We start from the raw sequence: 15130 nt of genomic DNA, 5'->3' as shown, positions 1-15130 counted from the left end.
TTGGATTTATGCACAATATTCAAGAATTAAGCGCAACCCTTGGTGAACTACTCCATGGTAAAAATCAGCAACTGGTCACGGCGGAGTCGTGCACTGGTGGTGGGGTGGCGACGGCGATTACTGACATAGCAGGGAGCTCCGCTTGGTTTGACCGCGCTTTTGTGACTTACAGCAATGACGCTAAGTTTGAGATGTTACAAGTATTACCAGAAACGCTGCATCAAGAAGGGGCGGTAAGTGAAGCGGTTGTGAGTGAAATGGCGAGTGGGGCGTTGCAGTTTTCTAATGGAACGTTAAGTATTGCAATTAGTGGTATTGCAGGGCCTGGCGGTGGGACAGAAGATAAACCAGTAGGGACAGTCTGTTTTGCTTGGGCATCGTCTCAAGGGTGGAACATGAGTGAGACATGTTGTTTTAGTGGAGATCGTGCGCAAGTCAGACAACAAGCAGTGTTGCATGCTTTGCTCATCTTGTATCATTCAGTTTTAGAAGGGGTGCCTTTTAAATAAACCAATAAAATTTTCATACAGCTATAGACACTGTATGAATCAACAGTATAATAAAACCATATCGCGGTCACTTTTAATACCAACCGCTCACTTATTTTAAGAATTGCGCATAGCGTGTTATCCCTAGCGGATACTTGTGGAGAAAGTAATGGACGAGAATAAACAAAAGGCATTAGCAGCAGCACTAGGTCAGATTGAAAAACAATTTGGTAAAGGTTCTATCATGCGCCTTGGTGACAACCGTACGATGGATGTTGAAACTATCTCAACGGGTTCACTTTCTCTTGATATCGCATTGGGAGCGGGTGGCTTGCCAATGGGACGTATCGTTGAAGTTTACGGTCCAGAATCATCAGGTAAAACCACGTTAACACTCGAACTGATTGCAGCAGCGCAACGTGTTGGTAAAACCTGTGCGTTTATCGATGCTGAACACGCGCTAGACCCTATTTATGCTAAAAAATTAGGTGTAGATATCGATGCGTTGTTGGTTTCTCAGCCAGATACGGGTGAGCAAGCGCTTGAAATTTGTGATGCATTAGCACGCTCTGGCGCGATTGATGTCATGGTTGTCGACTCCGTTGCAGCACTAACACCAAAAGCCGAAATTGAAGGCGAAATGGGCGATAGTCACATGGGTCTTCAAGCGCGTATGTTATCGCAAGCAATGCGTAAGCTAACAGGTAACTTGAAGCAATCTAACTGTATGTGTATTTTCATCAACCAAATCCGTATGAAGATTGGTGTGATGTTTGGTAACCCAGAAACGACCACAGGCGGTAATGCACTTAAGTTTTATGCATCAGTTCGTCTTGATATCCGTCGTACAGGTTCTATCAAAGAAGGCGATGAGATTGTTGGTAACGAAACACGTATTAAGGTCGTTAAAAACAAGATTGCAGCACCATTTAAGCAAGCTGAAACACAAATTTTGTATGGTAAAGGCTTTAACCGTGAAGGTGAGCTTATCGATTTGGGCGTGAAGCACAAGTTGGTCGAGAAAGCCGGTGCATGGTACAGCTACAATGGCGATAAAATCGGTCAAGGTAAAGCAAACGCAGGTAAATACCTTCGTGAAAACCCTGAGGCTGCATTAGCGATTGATACCAAACTTCGCGAGATGTTGCTCACTCCAGCATTGCCAGAAGAGCCTGAAAAAGGCGAAGCACCAGCAGAAGAAGAGTTCTAACGCTGAGATTGCCTGCTCCTAAAATAGATTGAATATTGAATAAAGCCTCGCTAACGCGGGGCTTTATTATTTCTATCAGTAAAGTTGGTGTAGCAGACATCACTTTTCTTGCCTAACATGACCGATAAAATCGCTTTGTTTCTGTCCTTTTTTATGAGAAGACTAGGCGAATGCTTATTCATGGGGTTACAATATGTCCCCAAAATCTAACTCGAATTATTTCAGGAAAAGCTGCATGTACATGAGCACAGATGAGGTTCGCAACGCGTTCCTTAAGTTCTTTGAGAGCAAAGGGCACCAAATCGTAGAAAGTTCATCATTGGTTCCTCACAATGATCCAACGTTGCTTTTCACTAACGCCGGTATGAACCAGTTCAAAGACTGCTTCTTAGGCTCAGAAAAACGCAGCTATACACGAGCGACGACGTCACAGCGTTGTGTACGTGCTGGTGGTAAACACAACGATCTTGAAAACGTTGGTTTTACTGCTCGTCATCATACTTTCTTCGAGATGCTGGGTAACTTCAGCTTTGGTGATTACTTCAAAGAAGATGCGATTGGCTTTGCTTGGGAATTCCTGACAGAAGCATTGAAACTGCCACAAGAGCGCCTATTAGTCACTATCTACGAGACAGATGACGAAGCGTTTGAAATTTGGAATAAGAAAGTCGGCATTCCTGCTGACCGTATTATCCGTATCGGTGACAAGAAAGGCGGTAAAGCCTATGAGTCAGATAACTTCTGGCAGATGGGTGATACGGGTCCATGTGGTCCTTGTACGGAAATATTTTATGATCACGGTGAGCATATTTGGGGTGGACGCCCTGGTACGCCTGAAGAAGATGGCGACCGCTTTATCGAGATCTGGAACAACGTATTTATGCAGTTCAACCGTCATGCCGACGGTACGATGGAGCCATTACCTAAGCCCTCAGTAGATACGGGTATGGGTATTGAGCGTATCTCTGCCATCATGCAAGGGGTGCACTCTAACTATGAAATCGATGTTTTCCAAACGCTAATCAAAGACGCGGCAGAGACAATTGGCTATGAAGACCTGTCTAACCAGTCATTACGTGTTATTGCTGACCACATTCGTTCATGTTCATTCTTAATCGTTGATGGTGTGATGCCTTCAAATGAAGGTCGTGGTTACGTATTGCGCCGTATTATTCGTCGCGCTGTGCGTCACGGTAACAAGCTAGGTGCACAAGGTGCGTTCTTCTATAAGCTTGTTGGCACTCTAGCTACAATCATGGGTACGGCTGGCGAAGAACTGAAGAAGCAGCAGGCACTGGTTGAAAAAGTACTGCGTATCGAAGAGGAAAACTTTAGCCGCACACTTGAGCGTGGCATGGTCATTCTAAATGACGCCCTAGACGCACTTGGCGACGAGAAAATCCTTGATGGCGAAACCGTGTTTAAGCTTTACGATACTTACGGCTTCCCTGCTGACTTAACCAATGACGTTGCTCGTGAACGCGAGTTTACTATTGACGAAGCTGGCTTTGAAAAAGCAATGGAAGCGCAGCGCCAACGAGCTCGCGAAGCGGGTCAATTTGGTACTGATTACAATGCAACGATCAAAGTCGACACAAACACGGAGTTCTGTGGTTATAGCACGACTCAAGGTGCTAGCACGATTGCAGCACTGTTTGTAGAAGGTAACGAAGTCGATGCTCTTTCTGCTGGCGACAAAGCGATTGTGGTTCTTGAAGAAACCCCTTTCTATGCTGAATCGGGTGGTCAGTGTGGTGATGCTGGTGTACTGAAAACGTCGGCAGGACTCTTCAACGTTGAAGATACTCAAAAGTTAGGCAATGCGATTGCTCACCATGGTGAACTGATTGAAGGTGTACTTGCTAAACATGATGATGTCGATGCCATCGTCGATGCTGAGCGTCGCGCTGCAATTACTTTGAATCACTCAGCGACCCACTTATTGCATGCAGCATTGCGTCAAGTGTTAGGTGAGCACGTTGCACAAAAAGGCTCTTTGGTTAAAGCCGACAGCTTACGTTTTGACTTCTCTCATTTAGAAGCCATGACAAAAGCAGAAATTAAAGAAGTCGAACGACTTGTTAACACGCAGGTTCGAATTAACCATAGCATTGAAACTCAAGTGATGGACATTGAATCGGCGAAGAAGAAAGGTGCAATGGCGCTCTTTGGCGAGAAGTATGACGAAGAAGTGCGTGTACTTTCAATGGGTGATTTCTCAACGGAACTGTGTGGTGGTATTCACGCACACAATACGGGTGATATTGGTCTGTTTAAGATCACGTCAGAAGGGGGCATTGCTGCCGGAATCCGTCGTATCGAAGCGGTAACGGGTGAAACGGCGCTTGATGCAGTGGAAGCTCAACAGCAAGCACTAGAAGCAAAACTTGCAGAGTCAGCGCAAAAGTCGAAGTCGCTTGAAAAAGAAATTCAGCAATTGAAAGACAAGATGGCGGCGGCAGAAAGCGCTAACATCATGGGCAAAGTTGAAGAAATTGCAGGGACCAAAGTACTGGTCGCGGCGATTGAAGGCGCTGACAATAAAAACCTGCGTACTATGGTCGATAATGCTAAGAACCAAGTGGGTAGCGGCATTATTTTGATTGCCAATATCGCGGATGGAAAAGTAGGTCTTATTGCTGGTGTGACAAAAGATCTTATTGGTAAAGTCAAAGCGGGCGATCTCGTTAAGATGGTTGCTGAGCAGATTGGTGGTAAAGGTGGTGGTCGTCCAGATATGGCCCAAGCTGGCGGCACGGATGTAGAGGCTCTACCAGAAGCGCTTTTGTCAGTGCGTGTTTGGTTAGAAGAACGCTTATAACGATTTAAGCTGGTAATACAATGCCCAATCAATAGCTATTGATTGGGCATTGTTGCTTTAAGGTGCCTTTGATAAGCGCAGTCAATGGCAGTGCAAACTAATGCGCTATATTTTATGGTTCTATGACCACGCAATAGTTTAACTGTGCTTCGAGAGTTGAAATCGTCGCTAGAGTTTATGACAGGTTAAACAGGCGATTGGTATAGGGCTCCTATGGGTAAGAGACATATTACAGCTGTCTGGGATGGTGAAAACTGGTGAAAAAACCGCTAATCGTACAAAAATTTGGTGGGACTTCGGTCGGCTCTATTGAGCGAATTCAAAATGTTGCAGAGCAAGTGATTCAAGCTAAACTGGCTGGGAATCGACTTGTGGTTGTAGTATCGGCGATGTCGGGTGAGACAAATCGCTTAGTTGAGTTGGCGAAACAAATTGATAGTGTGCCGAATGCTCGAGAGTTCGATGTACTGCTCTCTACAGGAGAGCAAGTTTCAATGGCACTGTTAGCAATGGCCTTGAGTAAATTAGGTCATCACTCTGTTTCGTTGACAGGGCATCAAGCTCAGATCCAGACGAATAATCAGCATAACCATGCCACGATTAGCGACATAAACCCGCAAGTAATACAGCGCTATCTAGACGACGATCTCATCGTTATTGTCGCCGGTTTTCAAGGGGTCAATGCTCTTGGTGATATTACGACTTTAGGAAGAGGCGGATCGGACACGACGGCAGTCACACTCGCGGGTGCATTATCGGCTGATGAATGCCAAATCTACACCGACGTAGCTGGCGTGTATACCGCTGACCCACGTATTGTGGTGAATGCGAGGTGTTTAGAGAAAATTGATTTTACCACCATGGAAGTCATGTCAAAGAAAGGCGCAAAAGTATTGCATTTACCTTGCGTGACGTATGCTGGGGAAAATGATGTTCCTTTACGCGTCCTCTCAAGTTTTGAATCCGGACCCGGTACGTTGGTTAAGGGTCGGGACCCTGAACCAGGTATTTCAGGTGTCGCATTGCAAAAACGGTTACTCGCAATATCGATGCCTCTACACCAAAAGCCGCGAATTGATCAGCAAATTAAGCTGTGTGGCATAGAGATAGATTGTCAGATTATGGATGGCAGCGATTACACCCTGATTGCGCAACCTGACGCGATACACAGAGCTATTTCAATGTTATCCGATACGGTTATCGAGGAAACGCAGGTAGGGCTCGTGACCGTCGTGGGAGAGATTACGGCATCCTTGATCTCACAATCTCAACAACTTCTCAACTTGGCTGAAATATCTGTCCTACACTTTTGTGAAGATAAACACTCATTTACCCTGGTTATAGACTCAGAGGCTATCGACAAAGCGGCTAACGTACTGCATGATAACTACATTATCACCAATATTACCGTTTCAAGAGAAGAGAAACTGGCCTATTTGGGGTAAATAGTTGTTAGAAGATAGTTTACGAAAATATAACTTTTATTGGATAATGTGTTTCGTAGCAAGATAATTAGAGATTACTCAAGGAGCAAAGAATGCTGATTTTGACTCGCCGCGTTGGCGAAACATTAATGATTGGTGACGAAGTCACTGTTACTGTATTGGGTGTAAAGGGTAACCAGGTTCGCATTGGTGTTAATGCTCCTAAAGAAGTATCAGTACACCGTGAAGAAATTTACATGCGTATTCAAGCGGAAAAGGGAAATGGTAATGTTGCATCTGGCAACTACTAATTTCTTATAAAGAGGGCTAGCATTTTGCTGGCCTTTTTATTATCTACAATTTGCCTTTATGTCTTAGACTTAGTGCGAATTTTAAACAGCAAAAATGTGCTTATGTGGCACTTTGATTAATTTGCCAACGGTTGAGCTGTTTTTTGCAATTTTTGCCAAGAAAGTGTTTGACTTATTTTTGGTAAATCGTAATATGTGCCTCCGCAAGACGGTGAGGTGGCCGAGAGGCTGAAGGCGCTCCCCTGCTAAGGGAGTATACGGTTTATAGCCGTATCGAGGGTTCGAATCCCTCCCTCACCGCCATTCTTGCACTGCTTAATTTTATGAAGTTATTCATAAAGCGAAGTAAATGATGCGCTCTTAGCTCAGCTGGATAGAGTACCTGGCTACGAACCAGGCGGTCGGAGGTTCGAATCCTCCAGAGCGCGCCACTTCCTCTTGCAAGGGAAGATTAGCAATACAAGACGGTGAGGTGGCCGAGAGGCTGAAGGCGCTCCCCTGCTAAGGGAGTATACGGTTTATAGCCGTATCGAGGGTTCGAATCCCTCCCTCACCGCCATTATTGACCTTGAGTCAATTTTTTTGTTCTCAAGACAATTTAATGTGATATGCTTCACATTCTGTGCGCTCTTAGCTCAGCTGGATAGAGTACCTGGCTACGAACCAGGCGGTCGGAGGTTCGAATCCTCCAGAGCGCGCCACAATTTGAAAATGTTTGATAGCAGTATCGAGCATACTGCGCGTCCTTAGCTCAGCTGGATAGAGTACCTGGCTACGAACCAGGCGGTCGGAGGTTCGAATCCTCCAGGACGCGCCACTTTTTAGGGTCTTAGATCCTGATGCCGTTTTCTTGAAGAATACAGTATCAAAACCTAGTGCGCTCTTAGCTCAGCTGGATAGAGTACCTGGCTACGAACCAGGCGGTCGGAGGTTCGAATCCTCCAGAGCGCGCCACAATTTGGAAATGTTTGATAGTAATATTAGACATCTGTGCGTCCTTAGCTCAGCTGGATAGAGTACCTGGCTACGAACCAGGCGGTCGGAGGTTCGAATCCTCCAGGACGCGCCACTTATTTAAAGCCCTGCCTTTGGCGGGGTTTTTTATTAACAAAAATTTATCATATTGCTAACCTTATTATTACAAACTGCTGTTTTTTATAAGAAAGTTGTTTGTAATTTTAAGCGTGTCTCAGTTTTAAACCCTTACTTTGTTATGTTGTTCACTCAGTATTAAGTTCTGTGTAACGTGTCTTACACGATAAATTGTCGGCTTCATCATAGTTTTTCGTTTGAATAACGTTTTAATGGCAACTCTAGATTAAACAAAATTGACAAACTTTCACCAATCGAGATAATCCTAGTCCTCTTGCAATGGAAGCAATGTAAGAACGTATGCATATCTAACCTTAGGCAATGATGCCTAGTACTTGGTTGAATGACTTGTCAGGATGACAAAGAAAGGACGCAAAATGACTAATATTGGAAGCCTGCTAGGAGATGCGGCTACCCTAATGCTAACGGGCATGTCCGTTGTATTCGTATTTCTAACTATTCTTGTTTATCTCGTTCGGTTAATGTCGAAATTGGTGCCAGAAGAAGCACCAGAGCCGATCGCAGCCCCAAAACAAACTAAACCATCACTACCCCTATCGAATACTGTTAGCCCAAGTGTTGTCGCTGCTATTTCTGCAGCCGTACACCAATACCGCACTTCGGCCGCAAAATAGATTGAGTTAAGATTAAAAGGAGTTAATGAGCATGTCTAAACCACTAGCTATCACGGATGTGGTACTTCGTGACGCCCATCAGTCGCTGTTTGCTACCCGTATGCGAATTGAAGATATGTTACCTATTGCCGCCGAGCTGGATAAAGTCGGCTACTGGTCGTTGGAAACATGGGGCGGTGCCACTTTTGATTCATGTATTCGTTTCTTAGGGGAAGATCCTTGGGAGCGCTTGCGTGAACTAAAGAAGGCAATGCCGAACACGCCGATGCAAATGCTTCTGCGTGGGCAGAATTTATTGGGTTATCGCCATTATGCTGATGACGTAGTAGAAAAATTTGTTGAACGTGCTCACACCAATGGCATGGATGTTTTCCGTATCTTTGATGCGATGAACGATGTTCGTAACTTTGAAAAAGCGGTGAAGGCAACGGTTGACGTGGGTGCTCATGCGCAAGGCACACTTTCTTACACCACAAGCCCAGTACACAACACCAATACTTGGGTTGATTTAGCGAAACGCCTTGAAGATCTTGGGTGTCACTCCCTTTGTATAAAAGACATGGCTGGTCTTTTAAAACCTTATGAAGCTGAAGATCTTATCTCTAGAATTAAAGCATCTTGTGATGTACCACTCGCGTTGCATTGTCATGCTACGACAGGCTTATCTGCGGCAACGGCAGTGAAAGCGGTTGAGGCCGGTGTGGATATTTTAGATACCGCTATCTCATCAATGAGTCAGACTTATGGTCATACGCCAACTGAAACCGTAGTGGCGATGTTACAAGGAACTGAACGTGATACTAATCTTAAATTAGAGCAAATCGAGCCTATCGCAGCTTACTTCAGAGAGGTTCGTAAAAAATACGCAAAATGGGAAGGACAACTGAAAGGTGTTGATTCTCGTATTTTGATCGCGCAAGTGCCAGGTGGCATGCTGACTAACATGGAAGGTCAACTTAAAGAGCAAGGTGCTGCCGATCGTCTTGATGAAGTACTTGAAGAGATCCCTCGTGTACGTGAAGACCTAGGGCACATTCCATTGGTTACGCCAACATCGCAAATTGTCGGTACTCAAGCGGTCATTAATGTACTGACGGGCGAGCGTTATAAGAGCATTACTAAAGAGACGGCAGGGGTCCTTAAAGGGGAATACGGAACAGCACCTGCGCCGGTGAACGCCGAGCTACAAGCAAAAGTACTCAATGGAGCGGAGCCGATCACTTGTCGTCCTGCAGATCAACTAGCCGCAGAAATGCATACATTAACGGACGAACTGCTTCTTAAGGCTAAGTCTGAAGGCATCTCGTTGGCTGAAGATACGGTTGATGATGTATTGACGTATGCGTTGTTTCCACAAGTTGGCTTAAAGTTCTTAAAAAATCGTCATAACCCTGATGCATTTGAACCAGCCCCGACGTTAGAAACGGCGACGCCAGCCGCTCAAGCAGCAGTAGCTGCACCAAGCACTGGTGGAATCGAGTCTTATAGCGTGAAGGTTGATGGACAAGTTTATGATGTTGAGGTTGGCCCTAAAGGTGAATTGACATCGGTAACGCCTTCATCCGCAGTTGCTCCTGCTCCGGTACAAGCAGCCCCTGTTGCTCCTACAAATGTAGAAGCAGTAGGCGCTCCGTTGGCAGGCAATATCTTTAAGGTCAACGTCGCTTCTGGAGCTCAGGTGGAGGAAGGTGACGTGTTACTGATTTTAGAAGCAATGAAAATGGAAACAGAAGTTCGAGCAGCACAAAGTGGTGTGGTGCACGATATACATGTCAAAGAGGGCGATGCGGTTACCGTTGGCGCACCTCTAGTTAGTTTGGCGTAAGGGAGTACCATGGACGGATTGATGACCTTGTGGTCAGAAACAGGGATCGCTAACTTCGAGTTTGGCCAGATCTGTATGATGTTAGTCGGTGGTTTATTGCTATTCTTAGCAATAAAGAAAGGCTTTGAACCTTTGTTATTATTGCCGATTGGCTTTGGCGCAGTACTCGCGAATATCCCTAATGCTGGATTTACCGATCCTGGCGGCTTACTGTACTACGTGTATTACATTGGTATTGAAACGGGTGTTTTTCCGCTATTAATTTTTATGGGCGTTGGTGCCATGACCGATTTCGGAGCATTAATTGCCAACCCGAAAACGTTATGGCTAGGCGCTGCGGCTCAGTTTGGTATTTTTGCAACGCTATTTGGGGCAATCTTGCTCAACTACGTACCTGGTATGGAGTTTTCTATGCCAGATGCGGCGTCGATAGCCATTATTGGTGGTGCCGACGGACCAACCGCTATTTTCTTAGCCAGCCGTTTGTCCCCAGATTTATTGGGAGCTATCGCTGTTGCCGCCTATAGTTACATGGCATTAGTACCGATTATTCAACCGCCTATCATGAAAGCATTGACGACTCCGGAAGAGCGCAAGATCAAGATGGCTCAGCTACGTCATGTGAGTAAAGGCGAGAAGATTCTCTTTCCTCTAGCCGTTTTGTTGATGACAATCTTGTTCTTACCTTCGGCAACGCCGTTGGTCGGGATGTTTTGTCTCGGTAACTTGATGCGTGAGGCTGGTGTTGTTGATCGTCTATCAAAAACAGCGCAAAACGAGCTGATCAACATCGTCACTATCTTTTTAGGACTCGGTGTCGGTTCAAAGTTACAAGCGGATCAATTCTTAAATTTTGAAACCTTAGGTATTTTAGCTCTAGGAGCCGTGGCATTTAGTATTGGTACAGCTGGAGGCGTGCTCATGGCTAAGCTTCTCAATAAGTACTCTAAAGAGGACATTAACCCATTAATTGGCGCTGCAGGTGTTTCTGCGGTACCAATGGCAGCACGAGTTGTGAATAAAGTTGGCTTAGAGGCTAACCCACAAAACTTCTTGTTGATGCATGCGATGGGACCAAATGTTGCAGGTGTATTAGGCTCAGCAGTGGCGGCAGGTATATTACTGGCTCTGGTTGGCTAATTAAGTAGCCTGGAAGTAAAAGGAGGGGGAGGATTGCTATCCCCTGTTACGGTTGATAAAGAACCCTACTCTTTTGAGTAGGGTTCTTTTGTATGTGCTTCCATGAGATTTTTGTGAGGTGGCTATCTGATGCCTAATGTGTCAGTGTTTTATATTAAATAAAATCACTGAATTATAGGATTCAACCCAATCCAGTTCTTGCTTGAGAAGATAGATGCGAGAGACGCTACCTTCTGTTTTTTTACTGATCGTTGAGCTACAGCCATGACATTTAAACTTTAAAACGCTTTACGAGCGTTTCAACATTAGTATTGAGCACGGTGATATCTTTAGACTCTTCGACTTGCTTATCGCTTAACTGGTTGAGTTCATTGACAATGTCGTTGATGTGGTGAATATTTCGATTCACACTTTGGATAACCGTATTTTGCTCACTGGACGACGTTGAAATCTCGTCATTAAAGCGACTGATGGTGTCAATCTGCTGATCGAGCGTTTCTAACATAGAGACGGATTGGTCGACCTGGTGACGGGTCCCTTCGCAGTTTTGTTTGGTTTGTTCGATAGATTGAACGAGATTGTCCGACTGCTCTTGCAGTTTGGCGAGGGCAGCTTCAATTTCAGATGTACTGATTTGAGTACGATTAGCTAGGGCACGAACCTCATCGGCAACCACAGCAAAGCCTCGGCCATGTTCTCCTGCTCTTGCTGCTTCAATAGAGGCATTAAGCGCAAGCAAGTTGGTTTGCTCGGCAATCCCACCAATAACATTAACAATCGATTGAATACTTTGAGTTTCAGAAGCCATTTCAGAGATATCGGTCGATGTCATAGATATTTGATTCTCTAACTCAGCAATGTGCTGCTGAGTCGAAATGTTTATTTGCTTAGTATCATTACTCAAACTTGCTGCTTCTTGAGCGACTTGTGCTGCTGAACCTGAGTGTTTCTCTACTTCAACCGAGGAATGGGATAGCTCATCAATTGCGGTGACAATTTGAGTGGTTTCATTCGTGTGTGTATCGAGCGTTGTATGTGTGTCTTGGCAACTTGACTCGATCAGTAAGGTTTTATTGCCTAGCTCTTTAGTTGACGATTGCACTTCTTGAAGCATGCTTTGTAGACCATCGATAAATCGATTGATGCCCATTGCTATTTGACCAAGGTCGTCAGTTGATTTGACGGAGAGCCGTTGTGTTAGGTCACCATCGCCTTTAGCAAGGTCTTCGATAATCGCTTTTAAGGACACAATAGGTTGGTACAACTTGTTCAAAACTAGCACGACAATAATTAAAGCAACAATCAACGTCGCCAGCATGATCATCATCGAACGTTGGCTTGCAGCATTAAGTTCCGTTAATGCAGTGTTCTTGTCTAAGGTAACAACCATTTGCCAGTTGGTCTGCTTACCGATATTGACAGGCTTGGCGATTGCGAGCAGGTTTTGTCCGTCAATGGTCAACTCGGAGAACTGCTCTGGATGACGAATGATGTTATTAATATCGGTTGCGATAATAGAATCTTGGATGCGCGTCTGCGATGTAATGCCTTCAAGCGTTGACGCAATGACTAACCCTTTATCATCAATGACGAATGCGGTGGCATTCCCAATGCGATCGAGTTCAGTTAATTTTTTCTGTACTTCATTAAATCGAATGTCCGCCATAATGACGCCGTCCCCAAATGAATACATAACACCAATCATGGGTGTTTGATCGCTCTTAGTAAAAAATACGTCACTTAATGAGAGGCCAGACTGCTGCTTGGCAGTTTGATACCAAGGGCGTTCTGTCGGGTTATATTTGCTTTTGATACCAACGCCATTGGGAAAGGACTCTGAAGGGCGAGAAGTGAAGGAAGAGCCATCATCGAAGCCAATAACTATTTTGTCTATTCCACCGAAGCGATAGGCAAGGTGCATTAATTGTTCATTTGCAACCTCACGACTGGTATTGGTTTGATACTCTTCAGCAACGGCGTTCACTGTTTCAATTGTCCTTTGGACAGTGTTCTCTAGCTCGTTAATTTCGAGAGTGAGTGAGTGATCTATCTCTGATAATATTCTTTGGTTTACTTGCTCACTCAGCATAGAGTGGGAAAAGTAACTAGTAGCAAGAAGCGATAGGGCTGTCGTTGCCGTCAACGCCATGATGAGTTTGGACTTAAAGCCCATGCTAAATATATCCATAGCAGAATAATACTCCGTGTAACATCTATTCTGGTCAAAACAGGTCTCTATTCATCAATAGAAGCCTATCATTATTATTTGATATTCGGTTTCAGGGTAAAATGTCCTATGTTTCGCAGCATGATTATTGGTGTGACTTTTATTGTAAAGTTGACCTGTTTCACTTGAATGCGATTGCTTAAAGGAAACGAAAATGAGTAGCGTTAGCTGTGGTGAATTAATCAATGGGCAAAATTAGGAGTGGGAGGTTAAGGTGATTTTTCCATAGAGCTCTATTTGAATTAATATAATACAAATAGAGTAGCGGATATCACGATTTTATTTTGTGATGAAATTCATGTATCGAATAAATCGGTTTTCTCGTGAGGTGAAGGGTGCATTTGGTTTAATATAAACAATGAGTTAAACGTTGGATTTTGGGTTTGACTATTTTCTTGCTGCTGCTACCGATTTTAAAATGCATTATCACTGAATTACCCTGACAGGTTACAAGGCTCTGAACGAATAAATAGATATAAACATGCTCTGAAGTCGTTCCAATCTTCAAACTGTCTCCTCTGAGCCTATGGGGGGATTGAGTCTATTTGATTAGTCGAGTTCCGAAACTATTTATCATTAACCCATACCATCTAATAACCAATAAAGCCTCACTGCTATTGCATTTGCAATGATCCAGTTTGGCTCTTCGATAAAAGTACGTCATGCGATTGATTGCCATTATTGGTGATGTCGACGACTCAACGGCTATTTTTTTCGCTTGTTGTTTGGCCTCAGATTTACTGGGTGCCGTCGTCCTTGCTGCGTGTATTAGTTAAACTGATAACTGATCCCTACGCTTACTCCGACACCGTTATTACTGACATTCACGAGTGTTTGCTTACCATCACTGAATTGCTTCTCAGCATAGTCTTCTTTAAAACCGGTTACATCTAAAGTGAGACGTTGCGTAAATCGGTAAGCGAGTCCTATGCGGTAACGTATATCATTTCCACCGTAACTATCGATGGCTTCATCGATACTGAGACCACCTCGTAAGGTCAATTTGTCCCAATCGTAGCTCATTGAAGTGCCGGCTCGTTTACTGTGGCGATGGCCTCGTAATAACCCGACAGGATCGCTGTAATTTTGATAGTGAATACCTTGGCCATTCCATCGACTTAAGCTAAAGGTATTGTGCCATTGTAACTGTTCATTGATTTGAATCGTGCCATATACACTAGTGATGGAAGGAAGTTGAAACTGAATCTCATCATCTCCAAATTGACTGTCGAATCGATGGGCAATGGCGAGCGTCATCGCTTGATTTACCGCCCATGTCGCGCTTAACGCTCCGCTCCAGCCGCTGGTGTTGCCAGAGGTTTCTGTCGTGCCGTTACATTGAAACAAACCGCAATTTTGTTGCTCAAGTAAGTAGTCACCGTACAAGTATTCAGCGGTGAGGGCGATACTCACATCATTATGTCGATACGCCACGCTTGGTGCGAGAGAGACAACAATTGGTCTAACCCGAGTTTCTCTTAATTCCGAAATAGGAAGGGGTGCTAAATCAGGAAGTGATATATCGGCGGCGGTACGACTGTATGCGGCTAAGCCGAAATACCATTTGTCATTTATGGGTGTAACCATAAATCCTGCTGGGATGGGGGATGCTTGAGATTTTTGGCTTTGTTTACCAAAGATGTTGTAGTCGGTGGTGACTTGATAGTAAGTCACGTTAGCGGTCACGGTAGTACCTTTCAACTGCGTCATACTAGAGGGCGCGGTAGCTAAAATACTGGCATCAATGGCTTTTGCACCATTTGCACTTGCAAGCGCACTATTAGACGCTGAAGACTCCCAAAAATTTAAGCCAGTGGCATATGATGAGGAACTGACAAGAGCCAAAATAAAAGGTAGAGGTCGGGAATACATTCGTATGTGCATCGCAAAGAGTCGTTGAGGTGTCGACAGTAACATGTCTCGCTGATGATATATCAATACTTGGTAAAATCTGTAA

At 44.5% G+C, this 15130-nt stretch carries 10 protein-coding genes and 7 tRNA genes; 15 read left to right on the top strand and 2 right to left on the bottom strand.

The annotated features are described in order from the left end of the window. The first annotated feature begins 8 nt into the window (after positions 1–8). The 15 genes from pncC (at position 9) to M9196_RS02005 (ending at position 10946) form a co-directional block, all read left to right on the top strand. Positions 9–509: a nicotinamide-nucleotide amidase gene (pncC, locus tag M9196_RS02075; protein ID WP_250615861.1), complete on the top strand. Its 501-nt coding sequence runs from the start codon at positions 9–11 to the stop codon at positions 507–509. A gap of 148 nt (positions 510–657) precedes the next feature. Then, a complete protein-coding gene (recA, locus tag M9196_RS02070; RefSeq protein WP_250615860.1) occupies positions 658–1698 on the top strand; it encodes a recombinase RecA in 1041 nt (346 codons plus the stop codon). A 235-nt stretch (positions 1699–1933) separates the two neighbouring features. Further along, positions 1934–4519, top strand: a complete 2586-nt coding sequence (alaS, locus tag M9196_RS02065; RefSeq protein WP_250615859.1) for an alanine--tRNA ligase — start codon at positions 1934–1936, stop codon at positions 4517–4519. A 257-nt stretch (positions 4520–4776) separates the two neighbouring features. Continuing rightward, a complete protein-coding gene (locus M9196_RS02060; protein WP_250615858.1) occupies positions 4777–5964 on the top strand; it encodes an aspartate kinase in 1188 nt (395 codons plus the stop codon). Between the two features lie 92 nt (positions 5965–6056). Further along, complete coding sequence (gene csrA, locus M9196_RS02055; protein WP_004415691.1) at positions 6057–6254, top strand: carbon storage regulator CsrA; 198 nt, start codon at positions 6057–6059, stop codon at positions 6252–6254. Positions 6255–6464: 210 nt separating this feature from the next. Then, positions 6465–6557: transfer RNA gene (locus tag M9196_RS02050), tRNA-Ser, on the top strand. Positions 6558–6608: 51 nt separating this feature from the next. Then, positions 6609–6685, top strand: a tRNA-Arg gene (locus M9196_RS02045). A 35-nt stretch (positions 6686–6720) separates the two neighbouring features. After that, positions 6721–6813, top strand: a tRNA-Ser gene (locus M9196_RS02040). Positions 6814–6878: 65 nt separating this feature from the next. After that, positions 6879–6955, top strand: a tRNA-Arg gene (locus M9196_RS02035). A gap of 39 nt (positions 6956–6994) precedes the next feature. Beyond that, a tRNA-Arg gene (locus M9196_RS02030) sits at positions 6995–7071 on the top strand. A 60-nt stretch (positions 7072–7131) separates the two neighbouring features. After that, positions 7132–7208 (top strand) — tRNA-Arg (locus M9196_RS02025). 38 nt (positions 7209–7246) lie between these two features. After that, positions 7247–7323, top strand: a tRNA-Arg gene (locus M9196_RS02020). A gap of 400 nt (positions 7324–7723) precedes the next feature. Continuing rightward, positions 7724–7981: an oxaloacetate decarboxylase subunit gamma gene (locus tag M9196_RS02015; protein WP_250615857.1), complete on the top strand. Its 258-nt coding sequence runs from the start codon at positions 7724–7726 to the stop codon at positions 7979–7981. 31 nt (positions 7982–8012) lie between these two features. Further along, on the top strand, positions 8013–9806 hold the full coding sequence (oadA, locus tag M9196_RS02010; RefSeq protein WP_250615856.1) for a sodium-extruding oxaloacetate decarboxylase subunit alpha: 1794 nt from the start codon (positions 8013–8015) through the stop codon (positions 9804–9806). A 9-nt stretch (positions 9807–9815) separates the two neighbouring features. Next, complete coding sequence (locus tag M9196_RS02005; RefSeq protein WP_250615855.1) at positions 9816–10946, top strand: sodium ion-translocating decarboxylase subunit beta; 1131 nt, start codon at positions 9816–9818, stop codon at positions 10944–10946. A 271-nt stretch (positions 10947–11217) separates the two neighbouring features. Here the strand turns inward: M9196_RS02005 and M9196_RS02000 are convergent, their stop codons facing one another. Further along, positions 11218–13134 (bottom strand): methyl-accepting chemotaxis protein, encoded by a 1917-nt coding sequence (locus M9196_RS02000; RefSeq protein WP_250615854.1) that lies wholly within the window; start codon positions 13132–13134, stop codon positions 11218–11220. 807 nt (positions 13135–13941) lie between these two features. After that, positions 13942–15045, bottom strand: a complete 1104-nt coding sequence (locus tag M9196_RS01995; RefSeq protein ID WP_250615853.1) for an OmpP1/FadL family transporter — start codon at positions 15043–15045, stop codon at positions 13942–13944. Between the last annotated feature and the right edge of the window lie 85 nt (positions 15046–15130).

Source organism: Vibrio methylphosphonaticus (assembly GCF_023634655.1).
Lineage (GTDB): Bacteria > Pseudomonadota > Gammaproteobacteria > Enterobacterales > Vibrionaceae > Vibrio > Vibrio methylphosphonaticus.
Note: the sequence above shows the minus strand (reverse complement) of the source record. Positions and strands in the feature narration are given on the sequence as shown.